At 73.0% G+C, this 13307-nt stretch carries 7 protein-coding genes; 4 read left to right on the top strand and 3 right to left on the bottom strand.

What is annotated here, in order from left to right:
• Positions 1–56 precede the first annotated feature (56 nt).
• Genes AB0M70_RS19070 through AB0M70_RS19055 form a run of 4 tightly spaced genes read left to right on the top strand, consistent with a single transcriptional unit; the run spans position 57 to position 5963 of the window.
• Positions 57–1142, top strand: coding sequence for an S-(hydroxymethyl)mycothiol dehydrogenase (locus AB0M70_RS19070; protein ID WP_365821106.1), 1086 nt, complete (start codon positions 57–59; stop codon positions 1140–1142).
• A 50-nt stretch (positions 1143–1192) separates the two neighbouring features.
• Entirely contained in the window at positions 1193–3634 is a 2442-nt protein-coding gene (locus AB0M70_RS19065; RefSeq protein WP_365821105.1) for an FAD-dependent oxidoreductase, read from the top strand.
• A gap of 33 nt (positions 3635–3667) precedes the next feature.
• A complete protein-coding gene (solA, locus tag AB0M70_RS19060) occupies positions 3668–4822 on the top strand; it encodes an N-methyl-L-tryptophan oxidase (protein WP_365821104.1) in 1155 nt (384 codons plus the stop codon).
• 13 nt (positions 4823–4835) lie between these two features.
• Positions 4836–5963, top strand: coding sequence for an aromatic ring-hydroxylating dioxygenase subunit alpha (locus AB0M70_RS19055; protein WP_365821103.1), 1128 nt, complete (start codon positions 4836–4838; stop codon positions 5961–5963).
• Positions 5964–5966: 3 nt separating this feature from the next.
• Here the strand turns inward: AB0M70_RS19055 and AB0M70_RS19050 are convergent, their stop codons facing one another.
• The 3 genes from AB0M70_RS19050 to AB0M70_RS19040 form a co-directional block, all read right to left on the bottom strand.
• Complete coding sequence (locus tag AB0M70_RS19050) at positions 5967–10640, bottom strand: hypothetical protein (protein WP_365821102.1); 4674 nt, start codon at positions 10638–10640, stop codon at positions 5967–5969.
• A 64-nt stretch (positions 10641–10704) separates the two neighbouring features.
• Positions 10705–11535 (bottom strand): hypothetical protein, encoded by an 831-nt coding sequence (locus tag AB0M70_RS19045; protein ID WP_365821152.1) that lies wholly within the window; start codon positions 11533–11535, stop codon positions 10705–10707.
• A gap of 160 nt (positions 11536–11695) precedes the next feature.
• The gene (locus AB0M70_RS19040; RefSeq protein ID WP_365821101.1) at positions 11696–13222 is read right to left on the bottom strand and encodes a hypothetical protein; all 1527 of its coding nucleotides are present in this window, start codon (positions 13220–13222) and stop codon (positions 11696–11698) included.
• Between the last annotated feature and the right edge of the window lie 85 nt (positions 13223–13307).

The raw sequence follows: 13307 nt of genomic DNA, 5'->3' as shown, positions 1-13307 counted from the left end.
TATGTCTCTCATAGCGCAACCCGTCGTGCAGTGCGCAACAGCAGAGGAGTCTGGCCGTGCCACACGAGGTCCGTGCCGTCGTCGCCATGAAGAAGGGCGCACCCGTCGAGGTGCAGACGATCGTCGTGCCAGATCCCGGACCGGGAGAGGTACTTGTCTCCGTGCAGGCCTGCGGGGTCTGCCACACGGATCTGCACTACCGGGAAGGCGCGATCAACGACGACTTCCCGTTCCTGCTCGGCCACGAGGCAGCAGGCACCATCGAGGCGATCGGTGCCGACGTCGCCGATCTGGCGCCCGGCGACTACGTGGTGCTCGCCTGGCGGGCGCCCTGCGGAGCCTGCCGCTCCTGCCTGCGCGGCCGCCCCTGGTACTGCTTCGATTCACGCAACGCCGCCCACCCCATGACCCTCCTGGACGGCACTCCCCTGAGCCCCGCCCTGGGCATCGGCGCCTTCGCCGAGAAGACCCTGGTCGCCGCCGGACAGGCGGTGAAGGTCGACCCGGCGGCCCGCCCCGAGGCCGCCGGGCTCATCGGCTGCGGAGTGATGGCGGGTTACGGGGCCGCCGTGAACACCGGTCAGGTGGGGCGCGGCGACACCGTGGCCGTCATCGGCTGCGGCGGCGTCGGCAACGCCGCCATCGCCGGTGCCGCGCTGGCGGGGGCGCGCCGCGTCATCGCCGTCGACATCGACGAGGCCAAGCTCGACGGGGCGACCCGGTTCGGCGCCACGCACACCGTCAACTCCCGCGGCACGGACCCGGTCGACGCCGTCCGCGAACTCACCGGCGGCTTCGGGGTCGACGTCGCGATCGACGCGGTCGGCACCCCGTCGACGTACCGGCAGGCCTTCTACATGCGCGATCACGCGGGAGTCCTCGTGCAGGTCGGGGTGCCCGACCCGGAGATGCGGATCGATCTTCCGCTGATCGACCTGTTCTCACGCGGTGGCGCCCTCAAGTCCTCGTGGTACGGCGACTGCCTGCCGACCCGGGACTTCCCGATCCTCGTCGACCAGTACCTCAGCCGCCGCCTCGACCTCGGCGGCTTCGTCTCGGAGACCATCACGCTCGACCAGGTCGAGGAGGCGTTCGGCAGGATGCACCGCGGCGAGGTACTGCGTTCGGTGGTGGTCCTGTGAACGGCCGTGACCCCGTGAGCGGCTCTGATCCCGTGAACGGCTCTACACCCGTGAACGGCCGTTCCGCGCCGCCCCGTGTCGTCGTCATCGGCGCCGGCATCGTCGGGTGCTCGCTCGCCGACGAGCTGACCGCCCGCGGCTGGAGCGACGTCACGGTCCTCGAACAGGGCCCGCTGCCCGCCCCCGGCGGCTCGACCTCCCATGCCCCCGGTCTCGTCTTTCAGACAGGCCCGTCCAAGACCCTGACCACCTTCGCGACGTACACGGTCGAGAAGTTCGGGGCCCTTGAGGTGGACGGTCTGCCCTGCTTCAACCCGGTCGGCGGCCTGGAACTCGCCACCACGCCCGAGCGCTGGGCCGACCTGCACCGCAAGGCCGGATACGCCGCTTCCTGGGGCGTGCGCGCACAGCTGGTCGGTCCGGCCCGGTGCAAGGAGATGTGGCCGCTCATCGACGAGAGCGTGGTGCTCGGCGGGCTGCACACCCCTGACGACGGGCTCGCCCGTGCCGTGCTCGCCTGCCGCGCGCAGATCGAGCGGGCACGCGCGCGTGGCGCGCGTTTCCTCGACCGGCACACCGTGACCGGCGTGGAGCAGGAGGAGGGACGCGTCACCGCCGTCGTGACCGACCAGGGGACCTTCCCCGCCGATCACGTCGTGTCGGCCGCGGGTTTCTGGGGCCCGGTGATCGGGCGCATGGCCGGCGTCGACATACCCCTCCTGCCCCTCGCCCATCAGTACGCGAAGACCGCACCGCTCCCCGAGCTCGCGGGCGTCAACTCCCCGCGCACGGAGGCATCGAAGCCGATCCTCCGCTTCCAGGACCGCGATCTGTACTTCCGTGAGCACACCGACCGCATCGGCATCGGTTCCTACGCCCATCGCCCCCTGCCCGTGGACGCCTTCAGCGTCCCTGCGTACGACGACGCGGCGGACATGCCGTCCTCGTACCCCTTCACCGAGGAGGATTTCGCGCCGAGTTGGGAGGACTGCGGATGGCTGCTGCCCTCCCTGCGCGGCACCGACGTCGCGGAGGGCTTCAACGGCGTCTTCTCCTTCACCCCGGACGGGATGCCGGTCCTCGGTGAGTCCCGTGCGCTGCGCGGATTCTGGCTGGCCGAGGCGGTGTGGGTGACGCACTCCGCGGGCGTGGCCAAGGCGCTCGCCGAGTGGATGATCGAGGGGCGGCCCTCCGTCGACGTACACGACTGCGACCTCACCCGCTTCGAGGTCGCCCAGCGCTCCCCCGCGTACGTCGCCGACCGCGGCGCCCAGCAGTTCGTCGAGGTCTATGACGTCCTGCACCCGCTGCAACCCATGGACCGGCCAAGGCCGCTGCGGGTGAGCCCCTTCTACGCCCGGCAGCAGGAACTGGGTGCCGTCTTCCTGGAGGGCGGCGGCTGGGAGCGTCCGCACTGGTACGAGGCGAACGCCCCGCTGCTCGCGGGCGTCGAGGTCCCCGAGCGTGATGCCTGGTCGGCCCGCCACTGGTCGCCGATCGCGGCCGCCGAGGCGCGGGCGACCCGCGAGAAGGTCGCCCTCTACGACATGACTCCCCTGCGCCGTCTGGAGGTATCGGGCCGCGGCGCGCTGCCCTTCCTGCAGCGCATGACCTCGAACAACCTGGCCAAGAAAGCCGGCGCGGTGACGTACACCCTCCTCCTGGACGAGGCGGGCGGCATCCGCTCCGACCTCACGGTGGCCCGGCTCGCCCCGGACCGCTTCCAGATCGGCGCCAACAGCCCGGCCGATCTCGACTGGCTCCTGCGCCACGCCCCCGACGACGTCCACCTGCGGGACATCACGTCGGGCACCTGCTGCATCGGTGTCTGGGGCCCGCTCGCCCGCGACCTCGTCCAGCCGCTCACCCACGACGACTTCTCGCACGAGGCGTTCGGCTACTTCCGGGCCAAGGAGACGTACATCGGGCATGTCCCGGTGACGGCGATGCGCCTGTCGTACGTCGGTGAGCTGGGCTGGGAGCTCTACACGAGCGCCGACACGGGGCTCCGCCTCTGGGACACCCTCTGGGAGGCGGGGCAGGAGCACGGTGTGATCGCGGCCGGCCGGTCGGCGTTCAACAGCCTGCGCCTGGAGAAGGGATATCGCGCCTGGGGCCATGACATGACCACCGAGCACAATCCGTACGAGGCGGGTGTCGGCTTCGCCGTCCGTATGGACCGCGGCGACTTCGTGGGACGCACCGCGCTCGAACACCTCGATGCCCCCACGCGCCAGCTGACCGCCCTCCTGCTCGATGATCCGGCCGCCGTGGTCCTCGGCAAGGAGCCGGTCCACGTCGACGGGACACCGGCCGGGTACGTCACCAGCGCCTCGTACGGCTACACGCTGGGCCGGTGTATCGCCTACGCGTGGCTGCCGCCGCTGGAGGCGGGCACGGGCGTGCACGTCGAGTACTTCGGCGAGAAGGTGCCCGCCACGGTCGCCGAAGAGCCCCTGTTCGACCCGAAGATGACCCGCATCCGCCGCTAGAGGCCGAGCGGCCGCTGTTCTGGAGGAAGCTCTGTGTCCCCCACCTATGACGTGATCGTGATCGGCCTCGGCGGCATGGGCAGTGCCGCCGCCCACCACCTGTCCGCGCACGGCGCCCGCGTCCTCGGCCTGGAGAAGTTCGGACCCGTCCACAACCGCGGCTCCAGCCACGGCGGTTCGCGCATCACCCGGCAGTCCTACTTCGAGGACCCCGCGTACGTCCCGCTGCTCCTTCGCTCATACGAGCTGTACGCACGCCTGGAGCGCGACACCGGCCGCGAGATCGCCACCCTGTGCGGCGGCGTGATGATCGGCAGGCCCGAGAGCCGCACCGTCTCCGGTTCGCTGCTCTCCGCGCGGCAGTGGGACCTGCCCCACGAGATGCTCGACGCCACCGAGATACGCCGCCGCTTCCCGACGCTCGCCCCACGCGACGACGAGGTCGCCCTGTACGAGTCGCGGGCCGGCCTCGTCCGCCCCGAGAACACCGTCGCCTCCCATCTGCAGCTCGCCACGCAGCAAGGCGCCGACCTGCACTTCGAGGAGCCGATGACGCGCTGGGAGCCGTATCGGGGCGGCGTGCGCGTGCACACTCCCGAAGACACCTACACCGCAGGCCAGTTGGTCATCTGCCCGGGAGCCTGGGCGCCGCAGCTCCTGACCGACATCGGGGTGCCGTTCACCATCGAACGGCAGGTCATGTACTGGTTCCAGCCGACGGGCGGTGTGCGGCCCTTCCTGCCGCAGAACCACCCGATCTACATCTGGGAGGACGCGGACGACGTGCAGGTCTACGGCTTCCCGGCCATCGACGGACCTGACCTCGGCGCCAAGGTCGCCTTCTTCCGCAAGGGCACGCCCTGCACGCCCGAGACCATCGAGCGCACGGTCCACGAGGACGAGGTCGCCGCGATGGCGGAGCACATGGCGGGCCACATCCCCTCCCTGCCCGGACGCTTCCTCAAGGCCGCGACCTGCATGTACTCCAACTCCCCCGACGAACACTTCGTCATCGCCCGCCACCCGGCCCACCCGGAATCGGTCACCGTGGCCGCCGGGTTCTCCGGGCACGGCTTCAAGTTCGTGCCGGTCGTCGGCGAGATCGTCGCCGATCTGGCGCTGCGGGGCACCACCGATCACCCCATCGAGCTCTTCGACCCCAGCCGCCTGGCCGCCGCGCCCGCTTGAGGAGTACGCCACCGTGACGACCACCCCCGAGGCCCCGACCGCCGCCAGCCTGATGAGCACGCTGCCGGGCCACTTCTACACCGACCCCGAGATCTTCCGGCAGGAGCAGGAACGCGTCTTCGAGTCGCTCTGGTTCTGCGCGGTGCGCGCCGCCGACCTCGGCAAACCCGGCGCCTTCCGCACCGTCCAGGTCGGCCGCGAGAGCGTGCTAGTCACCCGCTCCCGCTCCGGGGAGCTGCGCGCCTTCCTCAACATCTGCCGGCACCGCGGCGCCCGGCTCTGCACCCAGGAGGCGGGCGAGGTACGCCGCGCGCTCCAATGCCCGTACCACGCATGGACGTACGACCTCGACGGCAAGCTGATCGCCGCGCCGAACCTGACGAAGATGCCGGACGTCGACCGCACCGCGTACGGCCTGGTCAAGGTCGCGCTGCGGGAGTGGCTCGGCTACGCCTGGGTGTGCCTGGCCGACGAACCGCCCTCCTTCGAGGAGACCGTCATCGGCGCGGCCGTCGAACGCCTGGGCGACGCGGCGTCCATAGAGCGCTACGGGACGGAATCGCTGGCCCTCGGCAAACGCGTCACGTACGACGTACGGGCCAACTGGAAGCTGATCGTCGAGAACTTCATGGAGTGCTATCACTGCGCGACCATCCACCCCGAACTGACCGATGTCCTGCCGGAGTTCGCGGACGGGTTCGCCGCGCAGTACTACGTCGGGCACGGCGCCTCGTTCGGCGAGGAGGTCAGCGGGTTCACCGTCGACGGCAGCCCCGGCTTCGACCGGCTCCCCGAGGTCGCCGAGGACCAGGACCGCCGCTACTACGCGATCACGATCAGGCCGACCGTCTTCATCAACCTCGTCCCCGACCATGTGATCCTGCACCGGATGTTCCCGCTGGCCGAGGACCGCACGGTCGTCGAGTGCGACTGGCTGTACGCACCCGAGGTCGTCGCGTCCGGCGTCGACCTCACCAGGTCGGTGGAGCTCTTCCACCGGGTCAACGAACAGGACTTCGAGGCCTGCGAGCGCACCCAGCCCGCGATGGCGTCACGCGCCTACCGCGCGGGCGGGGTGCTCGTGCCGACCGAGCACCACATCGGCCTCTTCCACCAGTGGCTGGCCGACCGGCTGGCCTGAGGCTTACGGCGCCGAGGCGGCAGGCCGCTTGTACATCCGCGTCGCCGTGATCTCCCCGTGCACGGTCTCCTCGGCCGGGTCCTGCTGCGGCAGGCCAGGACGCAGGTGCTCCTCGACGCTGATGTACTTCAGGCCCGCGCGCAGGTCCGCGTCGTTCCGCAACCGGATGACCAGCGGGAACTCCGCGAGCGCCGTCGTGTCGAACAGGCCGGTGGTGTAGAGCAGCTGCACACCGAGCGCGTCCGAGACGGCCCGCTGCAGCTCCAGGAGGTAGGTGGCGTTGGCGCGGCCGATGGGGTTGTCGAGGAAGAGCGTGCCGGCGTGCCGGTGCTTGTCGCGGCCCCGGTCGTTGCTGCGCAGGGCGGCCATCGTGCAGTACAGGGCGATGGCCGCGGTGAGCAGCTGCCCGCCGGAGAAGACGTCGCCCATCTGGCCGACGGGCACCCGCTCGGCGCGCAGCACGGCGTCCGGCTTGAGGATCTCCACGGCGATGCCCCGCGGCTCGAGGGCGGCCTGAACTCCGCGAAGGAGCAGGGACATGCCGTCCCGCCGCAGGTCGGAGTTCTTTTTGACCGCGGCTCGCGTGGCCTCGTCGATGACCTCGCCCAGGCGCTCGGTCAGCGTCGCCTGGTCGGGCTCATCGAAGCGGACGCGCAGGAACTCCTGGCCCGACCACTCCCCCAGGCCCTCGGGGAGCTGGGAGAGGCGCTGGGCGGAGCGGAGCGTGGCGAGCGAGGACTCCACGAGGCCGCGCAGGCGGTCCACGATGCTGTCGCGGTTGCGCTCCAGCTGCTCCAGCTCGTCGGTGAGCACTCGCAGCCGGGGCGCGAAGGCGTCGGCCCACTTCTTGGCGTGCTCCGGCAGCGCGGACGCGGGCAGTTCGCGGATCTGCTGGCGTGCGGGGGTGCGTACCTGCTCGTAGCGGGTGGAGTTCGCGTGCCGTACGAGGATGTCGCTCGCCTCGCGGACGGCGGCCTCGGCAGTGGAGAGGTCGGCGGCGCAGCCGCGCAGGGAGCGCCGGGCCTCCGACGCGGACTGCCGGGCCTCTTCGAGGGTGCCGGGGTAGGGCTCGGGCTCCTCGGTCTCCTCCTCCTGGTGCTGCTCGCGCAGCAGGTCCCGCAGGAGGGCGGCGGTCTCGTCGAAGCCGCCGGCGGCGTCCTCGGTGGCGCGGTGGGCGTGCAGGAGGGTGGCGTGCGCGTCCTTGGCCTGGCTCAGCGCCTCGGTGTGGGCGGCCAGTTCACCGGTGGCGGTGCGCAGGAGGGCCTGCGCGTGCTCGGCGTCGGCGGGGACCAGGTCTTCGGGCAGCTCGGTGTGCGCTTCGGCGTCGTCCTGGGGGGCGAGGCGCTCGGCCTCGCCGCGGAGCCTGCCGAGCTGCTCGCTCGCGGCGGAGGCGCGGGTCTCGATGAGCTGGACCTGGGCCTCGGCGCGCGCGGACGCCGCCTGGCGGGAGGGGCCGTCGGAACCGTCCGTGCCTTCCAGAAGCAGGGCGGCGCGGGTGCGGACCTTGTTGCTGAGCCGGTCGAGCTCGGCGAGGGCGCCGCTCTCGTCGCTCTCGGCGCGGGCCTGTTCGGCGCGCAGGTCGGCGCCGACGCCGACCTTCTCGTAGAGCTGGGAGGCCGCGCGGTAGGCCTCGCGGAGTGCGGGCAGCGACGACTTGGGCGCCGCCGTGTCCTTGGAGTCCTCGGGCACGTCCTCCGGGGCGCCCGCGATCTCGGCGCGCTCGGCGCGCAGGGCGCGGGCGGTGCGGCGGGCGTCGTCGGCGGCGCGCTGGGCGGCGCGCCGGTCCTCGTCGGCGGCGCGGGCGCGGTCCAGGCAGGTCTGGGCGCGGGCCTCCGACTCCACGGCGTCGTCGGCCAGTTCGCGCAGCTTGGTCTGCCAGCCCGCGCGCTCGCGCAGGCGGAACGCGAGACCGGCGAGCGCGTCGGCGACGCGTCGCGCGCGCTGGGCGGCCTCCTGCCGCTCGTCCCGCGCGCGTGCCGCTTCGGCCGCCGTCTCGTCGGCCTCGGCCCGGACCGTGCGGGCCTCGGCGAGTTCGGCCTCGGCCTCTTCGGCGAAGGCGCGGGCGCTGCGTGCGGCGGTGGCGAGCTCTTCGATGCGTCCGGCGGGGCAGCCGGCGCGCCAGGAGGCGAGCCGCGCGGCGAGCTCGCGGTCCTTGGTGAGGCGCCCGGCGAGCGTCCGGATCTCCTCGTCGCGCCGCGCCGCCCGCGTGCGGAGCGCCTGCCGCTCCTCGTCGGCGGCGTGTTCGTCGTGCATGGCGGGGTTCGGCGGTACGAGGAAGACGTCCCCGCCCTGTGCGTCCTCGCCGGGGGTCGGCGCGAGGAGGGCGGCCGCGGTGCCCACGGCCACGGCGGAGCGGGGCAGCAGGGCGGCGCCGGCGAGCGCCTCGCGGGCCCGTGCGTGCGTGGCGGGGTCGGTGATGACGACGCCGTCGACCAGTTCGGGCCTGGCGGCGAGCACGCGCGCGTGGTCGGCGGGGTCGACGGCCTGCGCGAGGTAGCGCCAGCCGGGCAGCGCGGGGATGCCGTGCTCGCCGAGGAACTCGACGGTGGCCAGGACGTCGGGCCCCGGCGGGAGAAGGCCGCCGTCGCCGAGTGCGCCCAGGATGCGGGAGTCGTCGGCGGCGGCGGTCCGCAGTTCGAAGAGCTGCCGCTCGGCGGATGCGACCCCGTCCTCCAGGAGGGTGCGGAGGTCGTCGGCGCTGCGGTCCAGCTCGGTGAGGGAGAGCGCGCCGTCGATCGCGGTGCGGGTGCCCGCCTCGTCGTCCCGGTCGGCGCTGTTGCCTGTCTCCGCGGCCCCCTGCCGAGGCTGCGGCACCCCGCCCTGGGAGCTCGCCCCGGGCAGGCCGAGCAGTTCGGCGAGGCGCACGTCCCCGGCGATCGACTCCGCCGCCCGGCGTTCCGCGTCGTACGCGTGCTCGGCCGCGTCCGCGGCGTCCGAGGCGCGGGCCGCGGTGAGTTCGGCGCGGGCCTCAGCCGCGGCTGCTTCCTTGGCGTGCTCGGCGGCGCGCAGGGAGGTCTCGCGGGCGGTGTCCCAGGCGGCCGCCGCGGTCTTCTCGGCGTCGCTCGCGGCCAGCGCGGCGCGCGCCGGGTCGGCGTCCGGAGCGGTGTCGTCGAGCCAGCCCGCGCGGACCGCCTCCGCGGTCTCCTGCTCGACTTCGGAGAGGCGCTGACGGAGGTGTCCGGCCTCGCTGCGGGCGCGCTGCGCCTCGGTCGCGGCGACCGTCGCGTCGCGGTGGGCGGCCTCGCCCGTCTCCTGGAGCGCGGCCGAACGCTCCTCCTCCTCGTTCGCGAGCGATTCGGCGCCCTCGGCCGCGGTGTGCAGCACACGGACGAGATCGGCCGCCGCCTTGGAGCGGGCGGCGAGGGCGGGAGCCGCGTCCCGCTCGGCCTCCAGGATCGCGGAGGCCACGCGCGCGGAGCGGTCGGCGGCCGCGCGGTGGCGCAGGACGGCCTCGGCCGCCTGCCAGGCGGCGTGCAGCTGACGCGCGTCGGCCAGCTCGCGGCGCTGGGCGGCGGCGGCCTTCTCCGCGACGGTGAGCGCCAAGGAGGCGTGCCTGAAGGCGAGTTCGGCGGAGATCAGGGCGGACCTGCCGCGTGCTTCCTCCGCCGTGGTGACGGTCTGCGCGGCGGCGGTGACCCGCTCGGCGAGCTCCCCCGCCTTGTTCCGCTCGGCGACGGCGCGCGCGGAGAGGCGGCGGGCGAGCGTACGGGTGCGCCGCTCGGCTCCCGCGTGCACGTCACGCGCGCGTGAGCGTGTGTCGGCGGCGTCGACGATGCGGCCGAGCAGGTCGACGGAGCCCGCGGTGAACTCCCGCTCGGCGATGAGTTCGGAGCGGCGGCCCAGCTTGTTGCCGAAGCCGTGCACGAGGTCGGCGAGGCCGTCCGTGTCGCGGGTGTCGGTGACGGCGCGCAGCAGCAGGTCGGTGAAGTCGGAGTCCTTCTTGACGGCGAAGAGGCCCGCGGCCTCGCCCTCGTCGGCATTCATCTCGCGCTGGTAGCGGAAGAGTTCGGGGTCCAGACCCAGGTCGCCGAGGTGTTCGTTCCAGCGGTCGTGGATCTCCTCCCAGTGCACCTCGAGGTGGGGGTACGCCTTGCCCGCCTCGGTCAGCGCGTCACGGAAGCCCTTCATGGTGCGCCGGCGCCCCTGGGCGCCCGAAGCGCCTTCCACAAAGGGGCGTACGGCGGTGGACTCGGCGACCGGCAGCGAGTCCAGGCTCATGCCGGGTCCCGGCCGGAAGGAGTACCACGCCTCGGCGAACTTCCGCGGGTCGTTGGAGACCTGCCGCCCTCTCCACTCGCTGACCTTGCCGACGACCACGCACTCGCCGGTCAGGGTGTGCTGCCACTCCAGGGCGACGTGCCCGCAGTCGTCGGCGAGCAGGAACTTGCGCAGCACTCCGGAGCTCGCGCCGCCCAGCGTGTTGCGGTGCCCCGGCAGCATCACCGAGAAGATCAGCTTGAGCAGGACGGACTTGCCGCCGCCGTTCTCCAGGAAGAGGACGCCCGCGGGCGCGGGGCGGCGCGGGGGGCCGACCGGCTCGTCCTCGAAGAACTCCGCCTGGGCGGGCGCGGGGTCGGGCACCTCCGCGCCGACGCCGCGCAGGTCAAGCACGGTGTCGGCGTAGCGCGCACCGGCGGGGCCGATGGAGTAGAGGCGGACCCGGGACAGCTCGTACATGGCGGCGGACTCTCGTCGTAAGTCGTGGGGAACAGCGGGGATGTGGGGGGCGGGGCGCGAGTCGTCAGGAGTGGAAGGGCAGCCCCGCGTCGGCGGCCAGCTCCAGGTCGTCGGTCTCTTCGGGGGGCAGCAGGGTCGCGGACCCGTCCGTGACGGGCACGACGCCCAGTTCCAGGAGTTCGGCCATGGCGGCGCCGCCCGCCATGTCGCGCACCTGCAGCTGATAGCGGGCCGTGGTGCGGTACGTGCCGCCGGAGTCGTCGCCCGTGCGCTGCAGGAACCCGGAGTCGGTGAGGAACGCGACGGCCTTGCCGATGATCCCGGTGGTCGACCCGGCGAGGCGCCGGGCGTCCTTGGTGGCGCCCGTCGAGCTGCGCCGTGCCCAGATCCGCCAGGCCGCCTCCAGACCGGGGGTGTCGGTGGCCGGGTCGGAGTTCTCGCCCTGCTCCTCGGCGCGCTCCTCCAGGCGGTGGCAGGCCTGTCGTACGAAGGCGTCCACTCCGTTGACCGTGACGCGTCCGATGTAGCCGTCGTCGGCGAGGTCCTCGGGGCGCGGGAACGCCAGGGCGGCGACGGCGAGATGGGCCAGACCGTGCAGGAAGCGGTCGGTGGAGTCGGCGGCCGTACGGCGTGCGTAGTCGCCCATGCGGACGGCGAACACGGAGTCGTCGGCGGCCGTCACGGCCATCCCCGCGCGCGGGGAGACCTCCAGGACGACGAGACCGAGCCCGGCGGCGACGGCGTCGGCGAGCCGCGCGAAGGGCGGGTCCTCGCGGTACCTGCGCAGCAGTTCGGCGTACTCCTGGTCGCGGGCGGGCTGGAGCTTGGGCTGGAGTCCGAAGGCGACGAGGCGGGCGGCGTCGGCGGCGTCGGCCGGGGTGATGGGGGCGGCCACCGCGGGCGCCGCCGTCGCGTCCGGCTCGCCCCACGCGGCGTGCTCTGCGGGGTGCTCGGTCACGGCTTGTGCTCCTTGCGGCGGTGGTACGGGAGTGGGTGGCAGGGGTCGGGGGTGCTCACGAGCGCTTCAGGAGTGCTCGGGGGCGTCTCGGGAGTGTTCACGCGCCCTCCGTCCGGCCGGCCGCCATGCCGGCGGCGTCCAGGAGCGCCGTGCCCACGATGAGGTCGGCGCCGCCGAACTCCGGGTCGTCGAGCTGAGCGCCGTCGTCCACGGCGAACAGGAGCTTCTCCTCGCCCTGGCGGTAGGCGGTGCCGACCGGCGGGCTTGCCGCGTGGACGGCGAGGAGGGCGACCAGGTAGGGCAGTTCGGTGTCGCGGCGGCGCGCATCGGCGAGCAGTCCGGAGAGGCGCCTCGGCGCGTCGGCGGGCAGGTCGAGCAGCTGCATGGCGTCGGCGAGCTGTTCCTCGCTGAAGCGGCTGTCGTCGGGGGTGGCGATGAGGTCGGGCTCGGGCATCTCCATGCCCAGGTGCTCCCGCTCCTGCGGCGGCGTGAGCAGTATGTCCACGAGGTCGCCGACGCGGACGGACACGGGGGTGCGCAGCCCCGTCCCGCGCGCGAAGAAGGCGCCCGTCACGCGGCTCGCCTGCTCGACCGGAAGGGGCAGCAGGGGGGCGACGAGCTGGCCGTACAGATCGAGGCCGGTGCGGGCGGTGGGGGCCGCGAAGGCCTGGCGGTCCTGTTCGGCGCGGAAGAGCGGGCCGGCTTCGAGGAGCCGCGACTGGAGCTGTGTGTGGCGGCGGATGCAGTCCTTGACGATGTCGACGAGCTCGGCGGCGCGGCGCTTCTGCTCGGGGTCCTCGGACTCGTCGCGTGCCTTGCGGATGTTCGTCAGGATCGCGTTCTCGTGGCGATAGCGGTCGGCGACGTGGTCGAGCGCCTCCGCGATCATGTCGGGGACGGCCCGGAGCCAGTCGACCGCGCGGACGTTGCGCCGGGTGGCGTCCAGGGCCCTGCGGAGCGTTTCCGAGTACTGCACGGTCCGATAGCGCGCCTGCTCGGCGGCGAGCTGGGCGTCGGCGAGTCGGCCGCGGCTGATGAGCACCTCGAGCTTCACCTCGGCGGCGATCTGGGCGCTGGTGACGTCGGTGTCGAGGGCGCCCACCAGGACGTTGACCGCCTCGTCCGTGGTGCGGAGATAGACACCGCCCCCGTACCCGGGCACCTCTTCGATCAGCTTGAAGTCGTAGTCCCTGCGCACATAGGTGCCGTCGGGCGCGAAGGTGCCGTACACGGCGCGGAAGCCGCGGTCGACGCTGCCGACGTTGATCAGGTTCTCCAGGACCCAGCGGGCCACGCGCTCGTGTTCGGCCACGGGGCGGCGGGGGGCCTGGGCCCCGACGCGCGGCAGCAGCCTGGCCACGATCTGCTCGTGGTCGGCGCCGGTGTCGAAGTCCATGTTCAGGGTGACGAGATCGATGGCGGAGAGGGCCACCTCCGCCATCGCGTACACCGAGTACTCGCCCGCGAGGTTGGCCTTGCGCACGTCCAGGTCGTGCAGCGGCGCCGTGCAGGCGAGCGCGCGCAGCCGCCGCGCCAGGCCCTCGTCGGCGGCCGGGCCCAGAGCGGGCCTCGGCCCCGCGCTGAGCTGGGGCGGAGCGGTGTCCGTAACGGCAGGCGAAGTCACGCTGCACAGACTAGATCCTCGGTCTGACAACGGTCGAAACGGCGCAGATCTGGCAACGCCCCTGGCCGGTCCGCCCGGGGCTCAG

It is taken from the genome of Streptomyces sp. NPDC051214 (assembly GCF_040682375.1).
Lineage (GTDB): Bacteria > Actinomycetota > Actinomycetes > Streptomycetales > Streptomycetaceae > Streptomyces.
This window is presented reverse-complemented; position numbering and strand designations above follow the sequence as displayed.